Raw genomic sequence first — 19,359 nt, 5'->3', positions numbered from 1 at the left:
TCGATTTTCATATATTGCAGCGCGATCACCCGCCCGGCGCGCCTCTCCCCTTTGCGCGCCAGGGCCCGCGCCAAGGATCGTCCCATGCCGCTCGACACCGCTCTCAATTCGCTCGGCTTCGCCAAGCCCGCCTCGGAAACCCGCGTCGTCGTCGCGATGTCCGGCGGCGTCGACAGCTCCGTCGTGGCCGCCCAGCTCAAGGAAGAGGGCTATGACGTGGTCGGCGTGACGCTGCAGCTTTACGATCACGGCGCGGCGCTGGCCAAGAAGGGCGCCTGCTGCGCGGGCCGCGACATCCATGACGCGCGCCGCGTGGCCGAAAGCATGGGCTTTCCGCATTACGTGCTGGATTACGAGAACACCTTCCGCGAGGCGGTGATCGACGAGTTCGCCGACAGCTATCTCGCCGGCGCCACGCCCGTGCCCTGCATCCGCTGCAACGAGCGGGTGAAGTTCAAGGACCTGCTGGCCACCGCCAAGGATCTCGACGCCGACTGCATGGCGACCGGGCATTACATCCGCCGCGAAATGGGCGCGGCGCGCGCCGAGCTGCATTCGGCGGCCGATGCCAACCGCGACCAGAGCTATTTCCTGTTCTCGACCACGCAGGAACAGCTCGACTACCTGCGCTTTCCGCTGGGCGGGCTGGCGTCGAAGGATGAAACGCGGGCGCTGGCCGCGCGCTACGGGCTGTCGGTCGCGGACAAGCCCGACAGCCAGGACATCTGCTTCGTGCCGAACGGCAACTACGCCGCCGTGATCGAAAAGCTGCGCCCCGGCGCCGCCGAGCCGGGCGAGATCGTGCATGCCGATGGCCGGGTTCTTGGCGAACACCGGGGCCTGATCCACTACACGGTGGGCCAGCGGCGTGGCCTTGGCATCGGCGGGCTCGACGAGCCGCTCTACGTGGTCAAACTCGATGTCGACACGCGCCGCGTCGTGGTCGGCCCAAAGGAGATGCTGGCCACGCGCCGCGTGCCGCTCCGCGAGATCAACTGGCTCGGCGATGGCGGGTTCACCGACCGGGCCGAGCGCGAAGTGCTGGTGCGCGTGCGCTCCACCCGTCCGCCCGCCCCGGCGGTGATCCGGCCGATCAACGACACCGAGGCCGAAGTCGAACTGCTGTCGCCCGAGCAGGGCGTTTCGCCGGGTCAGGCCTGCGTGTTCTACGAGGCCGAGGGCACCCGCGTCCTTGGCGGCGGCTGGATCTGGAAGGGCCGCTAAGCGCAGAACGCTTCGAGAATTCTTTCGGTTTTCTCGAAGAAACTGCTTCAGCCCGCGCGGCTCAGAATCGCGCGGGCGGCACGCAACCCCGGCGCTTCGCCATCCGCCCCGAGCCGCCGCATCGTGTCGCACAACGCCGCGCGCTGGGCCTCGGGGCGCTCCAGCACCCGCAACAGCGCCCGACCGATCGCTTCGGGCTGGCAGTCGCGGCCGATATATTCCGGCACCGTCCGGGTCTCGCTCACGAGATTCACCAGCGTCACCGTGTCGGTCAGCAGCATCCGCCCGATGATGACCCGCGAAATCCAGCCCATGTCATAGGCGATCACCATCGGCGTGTCGGCAGCCGCCAGTTCGAGCGACACCGTCCCCGAAGCGGCGAGCGCCACGTCCGCGGCGCGGAAAGCGGCGCGCTTTTCCGCGCCATCGGCATCGCGCGCGGGATCGATCAGCAGCGGCGCGACCGTCCAGTGGCGCGTCTCGGCGCGCACCAGATCGGCCACGGGCGCGGCGCAGGGCAGCACCACGCGCGCCTGCGGCAGCGCCGCCTGCACCCGCGCCAGCGCCGCACCGAAGGTCTCGGACAGACGCTGCACTTCGCCCCGGCGTGATCCGGGCAGCGCCAGCACCAAGGGCGCGTCGCCGATCCCGTGGCGGTCGCGAAAGGCGCGGGCCTCCGCATCGCTCGCCTGCGGATCGGTGACGACGGGATGGCCGACGAAATCGCACGCCATCCCGGCGGCTTCCATGTAGGGCGGCTCGAACGGCAGGAGTGCGAGCACATGATCGATGCTGCGCGCCATCTTGTCGGCCCGGCCCGACCGCCAGGCCCAGACGCTGGGCGCGACATAGTGGACGCAGCGCACCGGCGCGCCCGCCTCTTTCACGCGCCGCGCCACGCGCAGGCAGAAATCGGGGCTGTCGATGGTCAGAAGGATGTCGGGCTTCGTCTCGATCACCGCGCGCGCGGTCTGGTCGAGACGCCGCATGAGATGGCGGTAGCGCGGCAGCACTTCGGCGATGCCCATCACCGACAGCTCCTCCATCGGGAATCGGCTTGACAGCCCCTCGGCCTTCATGCCCGGCCCGCCGATACCGTCGAAGCGCACGTCCGGCACGAGACTCCTGAGCCCGGCCATCACGGCCCGGCCAAGCCGGTCGCCGGACGGCTCACCGGCGATGACAAAGACCCTCACGAGCGGACCACGATGGCGATGCCGTGGCGGTCGGCGGTGGCGGTGGTGGCCGCGCGGCCAAGCACCATGACCCCGCCCGCCTCGATCACGATGGCCGCAAGGCCCGCGCGCGCGGCGCGCGCGACGGTGTCCGGCCCGATGACCGGCAGGTCGGCGCGGCGGTCCTGTCCGGGCTTGGGCGCCTTGTAGAGCAAACCGCCCGCCGCCTCGCCACCGGACAGGCTGTCGAGCATCCAGTCGGTGCCCGGCAGCGCCTCCACCGCGATACAGAGCCCGCCGCGTACCACGCAGGCCTGCCCCACATCGGCGGCGGCCATGGCGCGATGCACCGCTTCGGCGCGGGCCGCGTCACCCTCCTGCCCGGCGGGAAAGGGCACCGCGCCGAGTTGACCCGGAGCGGGCAGCAATTCGGGCGCGATCTCGTGGGCGGCGCGCAGCACGAAGCCCTGTTCTTCGAGCAGGGCCATCACCGCGCGCAGCGTGGCATCGTCGCCCTGCCCCATGGCCGCGGCGAGGCGCGGCACCAGCGGCGCGGTGGCCGCATCGATCGCGCTCATGTCGATGGCGGGGCGGGTCATCGCCCCGGCAAGGCAGATCTCGTCGACGCCGCGCGCGCGCAGATCGGCCAGAAGCGTGCCCAGCGTTTCGATCCGGTAGCCGATCCGCGCCACCTCTTCGGGCGCCTCGACCGGCACGCCCGCCATTTCGCAGACCAGCGCCTCGGGCCGGTGCGACAGAATCGCGCCCGGCAGCGCCCCGGTCCCGGCGAAAAGCGCCAGCATCGCCTCAGCCCTGCGGCGTCAGGAACTGGCGGTCGCTCTGCGCCGAGACGAAGGCCGACAATTCGCGTACGAGGTCGCTTTGGGTGTCGTGCAGCCCGTTGGCGCGTTCGAGAAACGTGCCTTCGCCGTCCCGGAGCGCCCGGAAGGCGGCCCGCAGCGCGCCGATCTCCTCGCGCGAGGTGCCGCGCCGCTTCAGCCCCACGAGGTTGAGCCCATCGAGCCGTCCGCGCGGGCCCTGCACGAGGCCGAAGGGGATGACGTCATTGGTCACCATGGTCACCGCGCCGATGATCGCGCCGCGGCCGATGCGCACCCATTGGTGAATCCCGCACAGCCCGCCGATGATCACGTCGTCGCCGATCTCGCAATGGCCCGCGACGCTGGCGTGATTGACGAGGATCACCCGGTCGCCGACCGTGACGTCATGCGCGACGTGGCAGCCCGCCATCAGCAGGCAGTCGTCGCCGACGCGGGTTTCGCCGCCGCCGCCCTGCGTGCCGGTGTTGATGGTGACATGCTCGCGGATGCGGTTGCGCGCGCCGATGCGCAGGCTGCTGTGCTCGCCGCCGAATTTCAGATCCTGCGGGATCTCTCCGATCACTGAAAACGGGAACACGATCGTCTCGGCCCCGATCTCCGTGTCGCCGGTGACGACCACGTGGCTCTTGAGCTCGACGCCCGCGCCCAGCACCACTTGCGGGCCGACATGGCAAAACGGACCGATGCGGCAGCCCTCGCCGATCCGCGCGCCGTCCTCGATCACCGCCGATGGGTGGATGGAACTCATCAGCCCTGAAGGTCCATCATCGCGGTGAACTCGGCCTCGGCGGCCATTTCGCCGTCGACCGTCGCCACGCCCTTGAAGCGCCAGACCTTGCCGCCGGGCTTGCCGCGCGTGGTCTCGACCTTCATCAAGAGCTGGTCGCCGGGCACCACCTTGCGGCGGAACTTGGTCGCGTCGATGCCCATGAAATAGATCAGCATGTTGCCGTCCACGAGGTTCATCGTGGTGCCGACCATGACGGCGGCGGTCTGGGCCATCGCCTCGATGATGGTGACGCCGGGCATGATCGGGTTGCCGGGGAAATGGCCCTGGAAATGCGGCTCGTTCATCGTCACGTTCTTGATGCCCGTGGCGCTCGACGTGCCGTCGATGTCGACCACGCGGTCCACCAGCAGAAACGGGTAGCGATGCGGCAGGATGCGCTGGATCAGCTGGATGTCGGCGGTGGTCGGCGTGCCCGTCTCGGGGGTGTCGGTCATGTCTGTGCGGTCCTTCCCTCACGGCGCGTTGTCGCGGCCTGAGTAGCAACTCGGACCCCGGGCGGCAAGGCAGGCGCGGTCAGCGCGCCGCCTCGGGGTCGGCCACAGGCGCCTCGTCATCCCCGGTTCCGGATCCGGCCTGCGATCCGTCGCCGATCGCGGCGTCGACCGCCGCGAGAGCGGCATCGGTGATGTCGACCGCGCCGGTCGACAGGAACACCGCCCGCCGGTCGAGGATCACGGCGGCGCCGCGCGCCAGCATCACCTGCCCCAGCGCCGGACCGGCGGCGGCGAGAAAGGTTTCGCGCCCCGCCGCGGCCTCCTGTTGCAGAGCGCGTTCCTTGGCATCGCGCTCGCGCCGGATCTGCTGGACCTTGGCGTCGAAGACGTCGGCCTCGGCGCTGAAGGCGGCCGGGTCCATCGTGGCGCGGCGTTCCGTCAGCGCCTGCTCCTCGGCCTTCAGCTCGTCCTCGATGCGGCGGTTTTCCTCGATCAGCGCCTCGGTCTGCGCCTGCAGGTCGGCGGCAAAACGCTGACCGAACGCGCTTTCGGAGAACAGCCGCTCGGTGTCGAGCACGACGATGCCGCCCGCGCCCTGCGGCGCGGGGGCCGGCACCGGGGCATCGCTCGCGCGCTGCGCGAAGGCCGGCGCGCCGAGCGCCGCCACGAGCCCGAGTGCCGCCGCCAGCCGCCGCATCAAAAGCGCGAGGAAATGGTCAGGTCGAAGCCGCGGGTCTCGTCCCTGGCCTCGGATTGCAGCGCCTCGGTGAAGTTGAAGCGCAAGGGCCCGAGCGGCGTGTCCCAGAACACCGAGGCACCGACCACCGCGCGCGGCGTGAAATCGTCGTAAAGCACCAGATCGGGATCGCGGCCGCGCAGGTCGCCCACCTCCCAGACCGAGCCGTAATCGACGAAGGCGCCGCCGGAAATGCCGTAATCCTCGGGCAGGCCCAGCGGGAATTCCGCCTCGAGCCGGGTGACGGCGAACTTGTTGCCGCCGAGCGCGTCGTCGGTCTCGGCATCGCGCGGGCCGATGCCGCCGGGCTCGAATCCGCGCATCACGCGACCGCCCATGAAAAAGCGGTCGGTCACGCGGGTCGAACTGTCGGAATGGTTGATCATCCCGCCTTCGAGAGTCGCGCGCAAAAGCACGTCTTCGCCCAGAACGCGCGTCTCTGCCGTCGCCCGCGCCGTGGTCTTCACGAAGGCTTCGTCGCCGATGCCGAATTCCTGGCCGAAGCGCAAAAGCACGCCGGTATTGGGATCGAGCCCGGAGCGGCGGGTGTCGTAGCTGTAGGCATAGCCCAGCGAATTGGTCCAGACGCCCGCCTCGGCCTGCTCGGCGATGATGATCGGGCTGGCATCCTCCATGTCGACATCGGTGATGTCGGTGTATTCGGCGGCGTAATAGGTCTGCAGCCGGCCATTCTCGCTCACCGGGAAGGTGAAGGAGGGCGAGATGCGGAAGGTGTCGGTGTCGTAGAGCGCCGCGTCATTGTCGGTCGAGCGGTAATCGACGCCGAAGCCGAATCGCAGGTCGCGGCCCAGAAAGGCGGGCTCGGCGAAATCGAAGGAGACGACGCGGTTGTTCTGGCTGGTCGACAAATCGACGCTGAACAGCTGGCCGCGGCCAAGGAAATTGCGCTCCTTGAAGCCCGCGACGAGGCCAAAGCCGTTGTCGGTGGAATAGTTGGCGCCGAAAGAGAGCGAGCCGGTGGGCTGTTCCTCGACATCGACGTCGATCACCACGCTGTCGGGGCGGGTGCCGGGACGGGCATTGACCTGCGCGTCGGCAAAGTAGCCGAGCGCACGGACCCGCTCGGCGCTTTCGCGGATGGCGCGCGGGTTGAACGGGTCGCCCTCGACGGTGTTGAACTGCTGGCGTACGACACGGTCGAGCGTGGTGGAGTTGCCCTCGATGTCGATCCGCTCGACGAAGATCCGCTCGCCGCGGGTCAGCACGTAGGTGACGTCGAGCGACAGGTCGCGCGGGTTGCGCTCGATGCGCGGCTCGACTCGCAGGAAATCGACGCCGTCGCGGATCGCGATGCGCTCCATGCGGGCGATGTCGTCCTCGACCGCGCTGGGCGAGAAATACGCGCCCGGATCGAGCCGCACCGCCTCGTTGAAGCGATCCGGCGACAGGCCCGAGATCTGGCTTTCGATGTCGATGGCGTTGACGGTGAAGCGCTGCCCTTCGCGGATATTGAAGGTCAGAAGATAGGCGTCGCGGGCGCGGGTCAGCTCGGCATCGACGTCGAGCACCTCGAAATCGACATAGCCGCGCGAGCGGTAGAAATCGGTGAGCATCTGCCGGTCGAAGGCGATGCGGTCGGCGACGAAGGTGTCGCTCTTGATGAACTGGCGCAGCAGCCCGGCCTGGCGGGTCGCGAGCACGCCGCGCAGGCGGCGGTCGGAAAAGGCGCGGTTGCCGGCGAAGGAGATCCGCTCGATCTCGGTCACGCCGCCCTCGGTGATCTGGTAGACGAGATCGACGCGGTTGTCGGACCGTTCGATCAGCGCCGGGCGCACGGTGGCGTCGATGCGGCCCCGCTCGGCATAGGCGGCGGCGATGGCGTTGGCGTCGGCCTGCGCCTGAACCGGGTTGTAGACGCGCCGCTCGGTGGCGGAGACGAGACCGGCGAGCTCCTCGTCATTGATCTTGGCGTTGCCCTCGAACCCGATGCGGTTGATCGTCGGAAATTCGGTCACGGCAATCACGAGGCGGCCGCCTTCGGGCCGGATCTCGACCGAGCGGAACAAGCCGCTTTCACGGATCCGCTGGCCCGCGTCGTTGAGCGCGGCGGCGCTCACCGTTTCGCCGCGCGCGATGCCGGCATAGGTCAGGATGGTGCCGGTTTCGATCCGGCGGTTGCCTTCGACCGAAACCTCCTCGAAGCGGAAATCCTGCGCCAGCGCCGGTGCCACCGCGCTGATCGCGGCGATCAGGGCGGCCACGCTGGCGGCCCCTGTCAACTTGCGCGCCAAGGCGCCCCTGCTCCGAGCCGTCATCGTCACCATCCCTGCCACACGTCGTTTCTTGGCCTAGGGAAGTACCGGCCCGGCGGGGCGTTGTCAAAAGCTTGGATGCCCCTTGCGCGACAATCAGGGCGCCGCGATGCGCACCGCGATGATCAGCGCGAGCAGGAGCGCGGCCGCGAACAGCAACCGGTCGCGTTGCATCGCGACCAGAAGGCCGAGACCGGCATCGGTTCTCAGAATCGTCGGCATGGGCGTTCTCCCGAAAATGCGCACCCAGCATGGGCGCGCAATCGGGCGAAATTTCGACCGGGGCATGGCCCCGCCGCGGCCTCAGGGGCAGAGGAACAGGTCGTTGAGCACCGCAAAGACGGTCAGCGTCAGGATCAGCGACAGACCCAGCGCCATCAGCACGCGCAACACCTTGTCGCCGGGCTGGCGGCCGGTGATCGCCTCGTAGCCGAAGAACACCAGATGCCCGCCATCGAGCACAGGGATCGGAAAGAGGTTCAAGAGCCCCACCGCCGTCGAGAGCACCGCGACGAACCAGATGAAGCTCGTGGCGCCCTGCTCGGCCATCGCGCCGGAGGTCTGGGCAATGCCCACCGGCCCCGACAGGTTGCACGAGGAGATCGCGCCGGTGATCATGTGGCCAAGCCCCGAGATCGACGATCCGATGATCCGCCAGACCTGCGCCACCGCATCGCCAAGTGCGGTCCAAAGGCCCGGCGTTTCGGTCGCCGCCTCGAAGAACAGCCCCGAGGAAATGCCCAGGAGCCAGCGCGTCTCGAATCCGCCCTCGTCGCGCGGCAGGTCGACCCGGCGCGGCGTCAGCGACAGCTCGCGCGTGGTGCCGTCGCGCCAGATCGTCATGTCGAGCGGGCGGCCATCCGACGCGGTGACGGTCTCGATCAGCTGCGCGAAGGCGAAGACCTCCCGCCCGTCGAGCGACACGATCACGTCGCCTGCGCGCAGCCCCGCCGCATCGGCGGCCGAGCGCGGCGACACGCCGCCCACCAGCGGCGGCTGCGGATAGGGGCCGCGCACCAGCATTTCGCGCCCGTCGCGCAGCACCCGGTAATCGAGCACCGGCTCCGCCGGATAGCCCTCGGCCAGCCGCGACAGGCCGCCCTCCTCGGGCAGCTCGGCCCCGCCGATGGCGAGGATCTCGTCGCCCGCGCGCAGCTCGTTGACGTAAGCAGGCGGCAGCGGCAGCATCCGCTCCACGGTGAGCGGATCGGCGGCGCGGCCCTGGGTCAGGATCACCCCCGCGAAGATCAGGATCGACAGTGCGAAATTGAACAGCGGGCCCGCCGCCACCGTAGCCGCGCGCGCCCAGAGCGGCGCGCCCAGCATGGTGTGGCGCAGCCGCGCGGGATCGGTGCCCGCCGCCTGCCCGACCGAGGCGGCGTTGGCATCGCCGAGAAACTTGACGTAGCCGCCGAAGGGCAGCGCCGCGATCTGCCACAGCGTGCCGTGCCGGTCGCGCCGCGAGATGAGCACCGGGCCGAAGCCGAGGCTGAACACCTCCGCATGGATACCCGACCAGCGGCCGACAATGTAATGGCCGTATTCGTGGATCGCCACGATCACCGAGAGCGCCACGACGAAGGCCGCGAGAGTGAAGGCGGCATTGCCGAATTGCGGCAGGATCTGGGTCGGGTCCAAGGGGTCGTCCTATGCGGTCAGAAGGTCGGTCCGTGCGGCGCGGGCGCGCGCCTCGGCATCGGCCCCAAGGACCGCGTCGAGACCGGGGCTGTCAACCCGAAGCGCGCCCGCGCGCGACATCGTGTCCAGCACCTGCTCGACCACCTGCGCCATCTGCATGAAGCCGATGCGGCGGTCGAGAAAGGCGTCGAGCGCGGCCTCCTTGGCGGCGTTGAACGCCGCCCCGGCAAGACCGCCCTCCTCCATCACCCGTCGCGCCAGCCGCAGCGCCGGGTAGCGTGCCTCGTCGGGGGCGCGGAAGGACATCGATCCCACGGCGGCGAGGTCGAGCCGCGCCACCGGCAGGTCGCGCCGCTCGGGCCAGTTCAGCGCATAGCCGATGGCATGGCGCATGTCGGGCGCGCCCATATGCGCCATCAGCGCCCCGTCATTGAAGCCGACCAGCGCGTGGATCAGGCTTTCGGGATGCACGACGACCTCGACCTGGTCGGACCTCAGATCGAAAAGCTCCTTGGCTTCAATGACTTCGAGCGCCTTATTGAACATGGATGCGCTATCGATCGTGATCCGCTGCCCCATCGCCCAGTTGGGGTGGGTCGCGGCCTGTTCGGGCGTGGCCGTCGCCAGCTGCTCCAGCGGCCAGTCGCGGAACGCGCCGCCCGAGGCGGTGAGGATGACGCGTTCGACCGCGCCGCGATCCTCGCCCACCAGCGCCTGGAACACCGCCGAATGCTCGCTGTCGACCGGCAGCAGCGTCGCGCCATGCGCGCGCGCCTCGGCCAGCACCAGCGGCCCGGCGGCGACCATGGTTTCCTTGTTGGCGAGCGCCAGCGTCGCGCCCTGCCGGATCGCGGCGAAGCCGGGCAAAAGCCCCGCGGCACCGACGATGGCCGACATCACCAGATCGGCGGGCCGCGCCGCGGCCTCGGCGATCGCGGCATCGCCGGAGGCCACCTCGATGCCGCTGCCCGCCAGCCGCTGTTCCAGATCGGCCCGGCAGTCGTCATGGCAGGTGACGGCGATCTTCGCGCCCAGCCGCCGCGCCTGATCGGCCAAGAGCGCCACGTTGCGCCCGCCGGTGAGCGCCACCGTCTCGAACCGCTCCGGCGCGGCCTCGATCAATTCGACCGTCTGGCAGCCGATCGAGCCGGTCGCCCCGAGAATGGTGACGCGTTTCAAAAATGCACTCCGGGAATGAAGCCCGCCGCCGAGGCCAGCAGCATGAACAGCGAGGCGCCGAGCATCGCGTCGAAGCGGTCGAACAACCCGCCATGGCCGGGGATCAGCGTCGAGCTGTCCTTGACCTTCATGCGCCGCTTGAGCGCGCTTTCGGCGATGTCGCCCATCTGGCTGGCAAAGCTGACCAGCATCGAGATCCAGACCAGATGCCACGGGCTGGAGGTCATCCAGGTGAAGACGAGCCCGACGAGACCGGCGGCGATCCAGCCCGCGGAGGTGCCGGACCACGTCTTCTTGGGGCTGACCTTGGGCCAGAACTTGGGCCCGCCCAGGGCGCGGCCCGCGACATAGCCGAACACGTCGGTGCAGATCACCACGAGGATCAGCCACAGCAGCCACTGGAACCCGTATTCGGCCCGGAAGGTGACAAGCCCCCAGCCCGCGACTTCGATGCCCAGCGCAAAGGCAAAGAAGGTGCCGCGCTCGCGCCGCAGCATCGCCGCGCCGACCACCGGCGCCACCAAGAACAGCACGATAACCCAGTCGCCTTCGCCCGAAAGCTGCCCCGACAGCACGCTCGCGCAGAGCGCGGCCAGAAGCATGCCCGGCGTCGGCTTGCCGGGCTCGATCATCATCCACAGCTCCCAGACCATCACCGCGGTCACGAAGACCGTCAGCATCTGGAACCACACGCCGCCCATCATCACCGCCAGCGCGCCCAGCGCGGCCATCGCCGCGCCGGAGGCCATGCGCACGCCCAGATCGCTCCAGCGGCCCGGATCGGCAATCACCGCCGCACTCGCGGCAACGCCCGGCGCGGCTTCGCCGTCCTTGGTCTTTTCGTGCTCCGCCATGTCAGGCCTTGACGGCGCCGAAACGGCGATCGCGCTCGGCATAGCTGGCGCAGACCCGCGCGAATTCCTCGGGCGTGAAATCGGGCCAGAGCGTGTCGACGAATTCGTATTCGGCATAGGCCGACTGCCACAGCAGGAAATTCGAGATCCGCGCCTCGCCGGAGGTGCGGATCACGAGGTCGGGATCGGGCAGCACATGGGTGTCGAGAAAGCGCGACAGCGTCTCGGCATCCACGTCCTTGTGCGACAGGCGCCCCTGTTCGATCTCGTAGGCGAGCCGCTTGGCCGCACGGGTGACTTCGTCGCGGCCACCGTAATTGAGCGCGATGGTCAGGTGCACCCGGTCATTGCCCGCGGTGAGCAGCTCCAGCTCGTCCATCATCGTCACCAGCTTTTCGTCGAGCCGGATCCGGTCGCCGATGAAGCGCACGCGCACGCCTTCGGCATGCAGCGCTCGCGCCTCGCGGACGATATAGAGGCGGAACAGCGCCATCAGCCCCGACACCTCGGCCTGGGTGCGTTTCCAGTTCTCGGTCGAGAAGGCGAAGATGGTCAGGTATTTGACCCCGAGATCCGGGCAGGCATTGACGATGTCGCGCACGCGCTGCGCCCCCGCCTGATGGCCGAACAGCCGCGGCCGGCCACGGCTCTGGGCCCAGCGGCCATTGCCGTCCATGATGATCGCGACGTGCTTGGGGCCGCCACTGGATGTCGTCTCTTGCGCGTCGGCAGCCATGACGGCCTCCTTGGCATTCTCCGAGGCCTTGGCCTCAGACCTGCATGATTTCGGCCTGCTTCGTCTCGAGCTGCTGGTCGATCTGCTTGATGTAGCGATCGGTCAGCTCCTGGACCTCCTGTTCCCAGAATTTCTGATCGTCCTCGGACAGGCCGTCGGCCTTGGCCTTCTTGATCTGGTCCATGCCGTCGCGGCGCAGGTTGCGGATCGCGACGCGGGCGTGCTCGGCATATTGCCCGGCCACCTTGGTCAGCTGGGTGCGGCGCTCCTCGTTCAGCTCGGGGATCGGCAGCATGATGATGGTGCCGTTGAGCTGCGGGTTGATGCCGAGACCGCTTTCACGGATCGCCTTCTCGACCTTGCCGACCATCGACTTGTCCCAGACATTGATGGTCACCATGCGCGGCTCGGGCACGTTGACGGTGCCGACCTGGTTGATCGGGGTCATGCTGCCATAGGCCTCGACCTGCACCGGCTCGAGCATCGAGGCCGAGGCGCGGCCCGTCCTGAGCGAGGCGAATTCGGTGCGCAGGGATGAGATCGCGCCGTCCATGCGCCGCTGAAGGTCGTCGGTATCGAGTTCGAAATCGTCTGCCATCGGTCTCTTCTTGTCTTTGAGGGCGGGCTGTTGACGCCGGTGATAGCGTCAACAGCCCCCGCATTCCAGAACACTTTGCCCCGCATTGCCCGCGCCATGCCTGAACCACGTCGCGCGAAGCCAAATGGTTTCGTTCAGCCGTGCACCCGCGTCGAGGTGCCTTCGCCCGCGAGAATGCCGCGGAACCCGCCCGGCTCGTCCAGCGAGAAGACGATGATCGGCAGGCTGTTGTCACGCGCCAGCGCGATCGCCGAGGCATCCATCACGCCCAAGTGCTTTTGCAGCACCTCGTCATAGGTGATGGTGGAGTACCGCTTGGCGTCGTCGAACTTCTTGGGATCCTTGTCATAGACCCCGTCGACCTTGGTCCCCTTGAAGATCGCCTCGCAGCTCATCTCGTTGGCGCGCAGCGTCGCCGCCGTGTCGGTGGTGAAATACGGGTTGCCGGTGCCGGCGGCAAAGATGCAGACGCGCTTTTTCTCGAGATGGCGCACGGCCCGCCTGCGGATATAGGGCTCGCAGACCTGGTCCATCGGGATGGCCGAGATCACGCGGGTGAACACGCCCAGCTCCTCGAGCGCCGACTGCATGGCGAGTGCGTTCATCACGGTGGCGAGCATGCCCATGTAATCGGCGGTGGTCCGCTCCATCCCCTGCGCCGAGCCCGACAGCCCGCGAAAGATGTTGCCGCCACCGATCACCATGCAGATCTCGACGCCCAGATCGTGCACCGACTTGACCTCGCGGGCGATGCGTTCGACGGTCGGCGGATGCAGACCGAATGCCGTATCCCCCATCAGCGCCTCGCCGGAAATCTTCAGCATCACCCTGCGGAAGGCGGGCTTTTGGGTATCGGTCATGGGCACTCCGTGCGTGTCTCGGGGGGTTTCGGGTCGCGGCGCAAAATGGACGAAAGCCGCCGGGTGTTCAATGGCGCTCGGACCGCTTCGGCGAAGGCCGGCCGCGCATGAGCGGCTGGGGCGCGATCGCGCGCGGGCTCGACCCCGCGCGCCCGGTGCTGATCGCCGGGCCCACCGCCTCGGGCAAATCCGCGCTGGCGCTCGCCGTGGCCGAAACCGGCGGCGGGGTGGTGGTCAATGCCGATGCGCTGCAGGTCTATGCCGATTGGCGGGTGCTGACGGCGCGGCCCTCTGCCGAGGAGGAAGCGCGCGCGCCGCATGCGCTTTATGGCCACGTGGCGCGCCACGAGGACTGGTCCGTGGGCCACTGGCTGCGCGCGGTGGCGCCGTTTCTGGAGGGCGCGCGCCCGATCATCGTCGGCGGCACCGGGCTTTATTTCTCGGCCCTGACCGAAGGGCTGGCCGAAATCCCCGCGACTCCGCCCGCGATCCGTGCCGAGGCCGACGCGATCCCTCTGCCCGACCTCGTGTCTGGGCTCGACGCGCAAAGCCGCGCGCGGATCGATCTCAACAACCGCGCGCGGGTGCAGCGTGCCTGGGAGGTGCTGCGCGCCACCGGGCGCGGCATCGCCGACTGGCAGGCCGACACGCCCGCCCCGCTGTTGCCGCTGGCGCGGGCCCAGCCGCTGGTGCTGCGCCCCGATCCGGGCTGGCTCAACGCGCGCATCGCCCGGCGCTTCGATGCCATGCTCGAGATGGGCGCGCTGGAGGAGGCGCGCGCGGCCCTGCCGCATTGGGCGCCCAGCGCGCCATGGGCGCGGGCGATCGGCGCGCCCGAGCTGATCGCCCACCTGCGTGGAGACTGCGATCTCGACGCCGCGCGGCACGCCGCGGTCATCGCCTCGCGGCAATACGCCAAGCGTCAGCGCAGCTGGTTTCGCAGCCGCATGCAGGGCTGGCGCGACATCGACCCCGAAACGCAAGCCGGATAACGCCGTCGGCGCCTCGATGCCCGCTTGCGCGACGCTCTCGGGCGCGCTGGCGGGGGTGGTTTCGTCCCCTGATGTCCCGGTCCCGATCACGATGCCGGATTTTGCGCGAATGTCGCATTGACGCGGCAGCTTGCCCGCCCAGTTCCCCCCCATCGGTTCCGCCGCGCGGGCGGCGCGAAAACCGGGTCCGAGAAGGATCCGCGACGGCGGCCGGTGAAGGCCGCTCACAAGGAGACGCAGATGACGATCCATGACACCTTTGGCGCCAAGCTGCACCCCGCCGCAAGGATGTACGCCACCGAGCATCGCGCCGGGCAGCTGTCGCGCCGCGAGTTCCTGACCCGCGCCACGGCGCTGGGCGTGGGGGCGTCGGCCGCTTACGGGCTGATCGGTCTGCCGACCCCGGCCCGTGCCGACGCCCATGCCGAGATGGGCGGCACGCTGCGCATGGAGATGGAAACCAAGGCGATGAAGGATCCGCGCCTTGCCGATTGGGGGGAGATCCACAATTTCTACCGCGGCTGGCTCGACTACCTCGTGCAGTACGAGGCGGATGGCGCGATCACGCCGATGCTGCTCGAAAGCTGGGAGGCGAATGACGACGCAACCCAGTTCACGCTCAAGGTCCGCGAGGGCGTGACGTGGAACAACGGCGATCCGTTCACCGCCGATGACGTGGCGCGCAACATCGCCCTGTGGTGCGACGGCACGGTCGAGGGCAACACCATGGCCAGCCGCATGGTCCAGCTCGTCGATCCCGAGACCGACATGGCCCGAGACGGCGCGATCGAGGTGGTCAACGACCTGACCGTCCGGCTCAACCTCGCAGCCCCCGACATCACCGTGATCGTTTCCATGGCCGATTACCCGGCGGCCATCGTGCATTCGAGCTTCGATGGCGGCGACCCGTCCGTGAACCCGATCGGCACCGGCGCCTACCTGCCCGAGGTCAACGAAGTCGGGGTGCGGCAGGTGCTCGCGCGGAACACCGATCACACATGGTGGGGCACGAAGGTGTTCGGCGGCCCCTATCTCGACCGGATCGAATACATCGATTACGGCACCGACCCCGCGGCCAAGCTGGCGGCGGCCGAATCGGGCGAGATCGACATCACCTACGAGACCACCGGCGATTTCATCGACATCTTCGACGCCATCGGCTGGCAGAAATCCGAAGTGGTGACCGCATCGACGATCGTGGTGCGCTTCAACCAGGACAGCCCGCCCTTCGACAATCGCGACGTGCGCCGGGCGCTGCAGATGGCGGTCGACAACAAGGTGGTTCTGGAGCTGGGGTACAACGGGCGCGGCGAGGTGGCCGACAACCACCATGTCTGCCCGATCCACCCCGAATACGCGCCGGTGGATCCGCCGGTGCACGACCCCGCCGCCGCCAAGGCGATGCTCGACGCGGCGGGCTTCGGCGAGGAGACCTTCGAGCTGATCTCGCTCGACGACGCGTGGCAGGCGGCGACCTCGGATGCCGTGGCCGCGCAGCTGCGCGACGCGGGCATCGACGTGCAGCGCAGGGTGATGCCCGGATCGACCTTCTGGAACGGCTGGCTCGAATACCCCTTCTCGGCGACCGACTGGGCGATGCGGCCCCTGGGCGTGCAGGTGCTGGCGCTCGCCTACAAGTCGGGCGTGCCGTGGAACGAGACCGCCTATGCCAGCGAGGAGTTCGACGCGCTGCTGGCCGAGGCGATGTCGCTCGCCGATGTCGAGGAGCGCCGCGCCGTGATGGCGAAGATCGAGACCCTGCTGCAGGAGGATGGCGTGGTGATCCAGCCCTACTGGCGCTCGATCTTCCGCCATTTTACCGACAAGGTGCAGGGCGCGGACATGCATCCTTCCTTCGAGCACCATCACTACAAGTGGTGGGTCAAGACCTGATCCCTTGCCCGGCGGGGGCGGCCCGGCGCCGCCCCCCGCACGCCGCGCCGCCAAGACCGGATGGCCGGGTTGTCATCCCGGGCGCGGGACGGGCCCGGCAGCGATCCGCGACGCATGAAAATGACGCTACGGCGATTTCGCGTTTTGAATCCTCGCGTTGACAGGATGGGGCCTTTGCGACACCTAATGTCGCATTCAGGCCTCAAAACAGCGGTTATGCACGATTGTTGCATTGACGCCGCGACGTTGCCGCACAGATGCTCATACGAGTTTTGTCGCGCAAACGGCGAGGCAGGGCCCGCAAGAGGCCCGCGAAGGCGGCCATGACGCGCCGCCCAACAGGGAGAAGACCATGACGATCCACGACACCCCTCGGGCCGGACTCCATCCTGCCGCGGAAATGTATGCCGCCGAGCACCGCGCCGGAAAACTGTCGCGCCGCGAGTTCCTGACCCGCGCCACGGCGCTGGGCGTCGGTTCGTCGGCCGCCTTCGGCCTGATCGGCCTGCCGGTCCCCGCCCGCGCCGAGGCGCATGGCGAGGTGGGCGGCACGCTGCGCATGGAGATGGAAACCAAGGCGATCAAGGATCCGCGCATCGCCGATTGGAGCCAGATCTCGAATTTCTATCGCGGCTGGCTCGAATATCTCGTGCAGTACGAGGCGGATGGTTCGATCACCCCGATGCTGCTCGACAGCTGGGAGGCCAATGAGGACGCGACGCAGTTCACGCTGAAGGTCCGCGAGGGCGTGACATGGAACAATGGCGATCCGTTCACCGCCGCCGACGTGGTGCGCAACATCACCCGCTGGTGCGACGGCACGGTCGAGGGCAACTCCATGGCCGGGCGGATGAGCCAGCTGGTCGATCCCGAAACCAATCAGGCGCGCGACGGCGCGATCGAACAGGTCGACGACATGACCGTGCGCCTCAACCTCTCCACGCCCGACATCACGGTGATCGTCTCGATGGCCGATTACCCGGCGGCGCTGGTGCATGAAAGCTTCGCGGACAACAGCGACCCCACCGAGAACCCGATCGGCACCGGCCCTTATCTGCCCGAACTCAACGAGGTCGGCGTCAAGCAGGTGCTCGTGAAGAACCCCGACCATGCATGGTGGGGCACGGAGGTGTTCGGCGGGCCGTTCCTCGACCGGATCGAGTACATCGATTACGGCACCGACCCCGCGGCCAAGATGGCAGCGGCGGAATCGGGCGAGATCGACATCACCTACCAGACCACCGGCGATTTCATCGACATCTTCGACGCCATCGGCTGGCAGAAATCCGAAGTCGTCACGGCGGCGACGCTGGCGGTGCGGTTCAACCAGGACAACCCGCCCTACGACAACAAACAGGTGCGCAACGCGCTGCAGATGGCGGTCGACAACGCGATCGTGCTGGAGCTGGGCTATAACGGTCGCGGCACCATCGCCGAGAACCACCATGTCTGCCCGATCCACCCCGAATACGCGCAGATCGACCCGCCCGTGCACGACCCCGCCGCCGCCAAGGCGATGCTTGACGAGGCGGGGTTCGGCAACGAGACCTTCGAGCTGATCTCGATCGACGACGCGTGGCAGGCGGCAAGCTGCGACGCGGTGGCCGCGCAGCTGCGCGATGCGGGCATTCAGGTGGAGCGGCAGGTGCTGCCCGGTTCGACCTTCTGGAACGACTGGCTCGAATACCCCTTCTCGGCGACCGAGTGGAACATGCGGCCCCTTGGCGTGCAGATCCTGGGGCTGGCCTACAAGTCGGGCGTGCCGTGGAACGAGGCGGCCTATGCAAGCGAGGAGTTCGACGCGCTTCTGGCCGAGGCGATGTCGCTCGCCGATGTCGAGGCACGGCGCGAGGTCATGGCCAGGATCGAGAAGCTCCTGCAGGATGACGGCGTACTGATCCAGCCCTATTGGCGCTCGCTCTATCGCCATCACACCGACCGGGTGAAGGGTGCCGAGATGCACCCGACCTTCGAGCACCACCATTACAAATGGTCGATCTCGGCCTGATCCGAACGGGGCGGCCCGGCGCCGCCCCGCTTTCTCCAAGACCACTTCTCAGCGCATCGGACCCGTGCCCGAATGATCCGTTTTCTCCTGTCGCGTTTCGTGACGATGCTGGCCACGGCCCTCGCCCTGACCTTCGTGGTCTTTTTCCTGACCAATCTCGCCCCCAGCCTTGAAAAGGTGGCGAAATCCGAAATCGGAGCGCGCGTTTCGGATGCCGAGGTCGAAAGCTGGCTGAACCGAAACGGCTATGGTGAACCGATGCTGGTGCGCTATGGCGAATGGCTCGGCGTGGTGCCCGGCTGGACCCACTCGGTCGATGGCGAGGTGGTGGCGGGCCGCTGCGCCGGCGCCGATGGCGGCGTCGATGCGGGCGCGCGCTGCGGCATCCTGCAGGGCGACTGGGGCTATTCGACCGTGTTCCGCCGCGACGTGATCGAAATCGTCGGGCGCAGCCTCGCGCTCACCGGAAAGCTGATGTTCTGGGTGATGATGGTGATGGTGCCCGGCGCGCTGATCCTGGGCGTGCTGGCGGGCATGCGCGAGGGATCGAAGCTCGACCGTTCGCTCTCCACCGTGTCGATCCTCACCACCGCGACCCCTGAATACGTCTCCGGCGTGGTGTTCATCGCCGTTTTCGCCTCCACCGCCGTGGGGCTCAAATGGTTCAACGGCTCGGCGACATCGGCGATGGAGAACGCCACGATCGAGAATTTCACCCTGCCGGTGCTGACCATCGCGCTTTACGGCATGGGGTATATCGCCCGGATGACGCGGGCGAGCATGACCGAGGTGATGACCGCGCAATATATCCGCACCGCCCGGCTCAAGGGCGTGTCGTTTCCCAAGATCGTGCTGCGCCACGCGCTCCGCAACGCGCTGATCGCGCCCTTCACGGTGATCATGTTGCAGTTCCCGTGGCTTCTGAACGGCGTGGTGATCGTCGAGACGCTGTTCAACTACAAGGGCTTCGGCTGGACGCTGGTGCAGGCCGCGGGCAACAACGACATCGAGCTCTTGCTCGGGGTGTCGGTCGTGTCGGTGGTGGTGGTGCTGCTGACGCAGCTCATTTCCGACATCGGCTATGTCTATCTCAACCCGCGCATCCGCGTCTCGTAAGGAGGGCCGTC

At 68.2% G+C, this 19,359-nt stretch carries 18 protein-coding genes; 5 read left to right on the top strand and 13 right to left on the bottom strand.

Translation table 11 applies throughout. The features are described from left to right. Positions 1–84: 84 nt before the first annotated feature. A complete protein-coding gene (gene mnmA, locus LOKHON_RS09015) occupies positions 85–1,224 on the top strand; it encodes a tRNA 2-thiouridine(34) synthase MnmA (protein ID WP_017928682.1) in 1,140 nt (379 codons plus the stop codon). Positions 1,225–1,271: 47 nt separating this feature from the next. Here the strand turns inward: mnmA and lpxB are convergent, their stop codons facing one another. The 13 genes from lpxB to pyrH all read right to left on the bottom strand — a co-directional run bounded on the left by lpxB (position 1,272) and on the right by pyrH (position 13,339). Further along, the gene (gene lpxB / locus LOKHON_RS09010) at positions 1,272–2,420 is read right to left on the bottom strand and encodes a lipid-A-disaccharide synthase (protein ID WP_026147501.1); all 1,149 of its coding nucleotides are present in this window, start codon (positions 2,418–2,420) and stop codon (positions 1,272–1,274) included. Further along, on the bottom strand, positions 2,417–3,202 hold the full coding sequence (locus LOKHON_RS09005; protein ID WP_017928684.1) for an LpxI family protein: 786 nt from the start codon (positions 3,200–3,202) through the stop codon (positions 2,417–2,419). Before LOKHON_RS09005 ends, lpxB begins: the two co-directional genes overlap by 4 nt. A gap of 4 nt (positions 3,203–3,206) precedes the next feature. Next, positions 3,207–3,989: an acyl-ACP--UDP-N-acetylglucosamine O-acyltransferase gene (lpxA, locus tag LOKHON_RS09000; RefSeq protein WP_017928685.1), complete on the bottom strand. Its 783-nt coding sequence runs from the start codon at positions 3,987–3,989 to the stop codon at positions 3,207–3,209. Next, positions 3,989–4,465 (bottom strand): 3-hydroxyacyl-ACP dehydratase FabZ, encoded by a 477-nt coding sequence (gene fabZ / locus LOKHON_RS08995; protein ID WP_017928686.1) that lies wholly within the window; start codon positions 4,463–4,465, stop codon positions 3,989–3,991. Before fabZ ends, lpxA begins: the two co-directional genes overlap by 1 nt. A gap of 79 nt (positions 4,466–4,544) precedes the next feature. Continuing rightward, on the bottom strand, positions 4,545–5,162 hold the full coding sequence (locus tag LOKHON_RS08990; protein ID WP_017928687.1) for an OmpH/Skp family outer membrane protein: 618 nt from the start codon (positions 5,160–5,162) through the stop codon (positions 4,545–4,547). After that, positions 5,162–7,423: an outer membrane protein assembly factor BamA gene (gene bamA, locus LOKHON_RS08985; protein WP_017928688.1), complete on the bottom strand. Its 2,262-nt coding sequence runs from the start codon at positions 7,421–7,423 to the stop codon at positions 5,162–5,164. Before bamA ends, LOKHON_RS08990 begins: the two co-directional genes overlap by 1 nt. A 147-nt stretch (positions 7,424–7,570) precedes the next feature. Then, positions 7,571–7,696 (bottom strand): hypothetical protein, encoded by a 126-nt coding sequence (locus tag LOKHON_RS16560; protein WP_017928689.1) that lies wholly within the window; start codon positions 7,694–7,696, stop codon positions 7,571–7,573. Between the two features lie 81 nt (positions 7,697–7,777). Further along, the gene (gene rseP, locus LOKHON_RS08980; protein ID WP_017928690.1) at positions 7,778–9,112 is read right to left on the bottom strand and encodes an RIP metalloprotease RseP; all 1,335 of its coding nucleotides are present in this window, start codon (positions 9,110–9,112) and stop codon (positions 7,778–7,780) included. Positions 9,113–9,121: 9 nt separating this feature from the next. Further along, positions 9,122–10,291, bottom strand: coding sequence for a 1-deoxy-D-xylulose-5-phosphate reductoisomerase (gene dxr, locus LOKHON_RS08975; protein ID WP_017928691.1), 1,170 nt, complete (start codon positions 10,289–10,291; stop codon positions 9,122–9,124). Continuing rightward, entirely contained in the window at positions 10,288–11,145 is an 858-nt protein-coding gene (locus LOKHON_RS08970; RefSeq protein ID WP_017928692.1) for a phosphatidate cytidylyltransferase, read from the bottom strand. The genes dxr and LOKHON_RS08970 overlap by 4 nt, the downstream gene beginning before the upstream one ends. 1 nt (position 11,146) lies before the next feature. Beyond that, positions 11,147–11,881, bottom strand: coding sequence for a polyprenyl diphosphate synthase (uppS, locus tag LOKHON_RS08965; RefSeq protein ID WP_017928693.1), 735 nt, complete (start codon positions 11,879–11,881; stop codon positions 11,147–11,149). Positions 11,882–11,915: 34 nt separating this feature from the next. Beyond that, positions 11,916–12,479 (bottom strand): ribosome recycling factor, encoded by a 564-nt coding sequence (gene frr, locus LOKHON_RS08960; RefSeq protein ID WP_017928694.1) that lies wholly within the window; start codon positions 12,477–12,479, stop codon positions 11,916–11,918. Between the two features lie 134 nt (positions 12,480–12,613). Further along, on the bottom strand, positions 12,614–13,339 hold the full coding sequence (gene pyrH / locus LOKHON_RS08955) for a UMP kinase (RefSeq protein ID WP_017928695.1): 726 nt from the start codon (positions 13,337–13,339) through the stop codon (positions 12,614–12,616). Between the two features lie 107 nt (positions 13,340–13,446). Here pyrH and miaA point away from each other — a divergent pair, with 107 nt between their 5' ends. From miaA to LOKHON_RS08935, 4 genes are all read left to right on the top strand, one after another. Continuing rightward, positions 13,447–14,331, top strand: a complete 885-nt coding sequence (gene miaA / locus LOKHON_RS08950; protein WP_017928696.1) for a tRNA (adenosine(37)-N6)-dimethylallyltransferase MiaA — start codon at positions 13,447–13,449, stop codon at positions 14,329–14,331. Positions 14,332–14,571: 240 nt separating this feature from the next. Next, entirely contained in the window at positions 14,572–16,224 is a 1,653-nt protein-coding gene (locus LOKHON_RS08945; RefSeq protein ID WP_017928697.1) for an ABC transporter substrate-binding protein, read from the top strand. 352 nt (positions 16,225–16,576) lie between these two features. Next, positions 16,577–18,232, top strand: a complete 1,656-nt coding sequence (locus LOKHON_RS08940; protein ID WP_026147504.1) for an ABC transporter substrate-binding protein — start codon at positions 16,577–16,579, stop codon at positions 18,230–18,232. Between the two features lie 72 nt (positions 18,233–18,304). Further along, positions 18,305–19,348, top strand: a complete 1,044-nt coding sequence (locus tag LOKHON_RS08935; protein ID WP_017928699.1) for an ABC transporter permease — start codon at positions 18,305–18,307, stop codon at positions 19,346–19,348. The last annotated feature ends 11 nt before the right edge of the window (positions 19,349–19,359 follow it).

Origin of the sequence: Limimaricola hongkongensis DSM 17492 (assembly GCF_000600975.2) — a bacterium.
Taxonomy (GTDB): domain Bacteria; phylum Pseudomonadota; class Alphaproteobacteria; order Rhodobacterales; family Rhodobacteraceae; genus Limimaricola; species Limimaricola hongkongensis.
The sequence above is the reverse complement of the archived record's forward strand: the minus strand, read 5'-3'. Positions and strand labels throughout refer to the sequence as shown.

Coding starts and splice junctions, on each gene's coding strand:
- mnmA (WP_017928682.1), top strand. CDS start 85: ATGCCGCTCGACACCGCTCTCAATTCGCTCGGCTTCGCCAAGCCCGCC.
- LOKHON_RS09005 (WP_017928684.1), bottom strand. CDS start 3,202: ATGCTGGCGCTTTTCGCCGGGACCGGGGCGCTGCCGGGCGCGATTCTG.
- lpxA (WP_017928685.1), bottom strand. CDS start 3,989: ATGAGTTCCATCCACCCATCGGCGGTGATCGAGGACGGCGCGCGGATC.
- fabZ (WP_017928686.1), bottom strand. CDS start 4,465: ATGACCGACACCCCCGAGACGGGCACGCCGACCACCGCCGACATCCAG.
- LOKHON_RS08990 (WP_017928687.1), bottom strand. CDS start 5,162: ATGCGGCGGCTGGCGGCGGCACTCGGGCTCGTGGCGGCGCTCGGCGCG.
- LOKHON_RS16560 (WP_017928689.1), bottom strand. CDS start 7,696: ATGCCGACGATTCTGAGAACCGATGCCGGTCTCGGCCTTCTGGTCGCG.
- LOKHON_RS08970 (WP_017928692.1), bottom strand. CDS start 11,145: ATGGCGGAGCACGAAAAGACCAAGGACGGCGAAGCCGCGCCGGGCGTT.
- uppS (WP_017928693.1), bottom strand. CDS start 11,881: ATGGCTGCCGACGCGCAAGAGACGACATCCAGTGGCGGCCCCAAGCAC.
- frr (WP_017928694.1), bottom strand. CDS start 12,479: ATGGCAGACGATTTCGAACTCGATACCGACGACCTTCAGCGGCGCATG.
- pyrH (WP_017928695.1), bottom strand. CDS start 13,339: ATGACCGATACCCAAAAGCCCGCCTTCCGCAGGGTGATGCTGAAGATT.
- miaA (WP_017928696.1), top strand. CDS start 13,447: ATGAGCGGCTGGGGCGCGATCGCGCGCGGGCTCGACCCCGCGCGCCCG.
- LOKHON_RS08945 (WP_017928697.1), top strand. CDS start 14,572: ATGACGATCCATGACACCTTTGGCGCCAAGCTGCACCCCGCCGCAAGG.
- LOKHON_RS08940 (WP_026147504.1), top strand. CDS start 16,577: ATGACGATCCACGACACCCCTCGGGCCGGACTCCATCCTGCCGCGGAA.
- LOKHON_RS08935 (WP_017928699.1), top strand. CDS start 18,305: ATGATCCGTTTTCTCCTGTCGCGTTTCGTGACGATGCTGGCCACGGCC.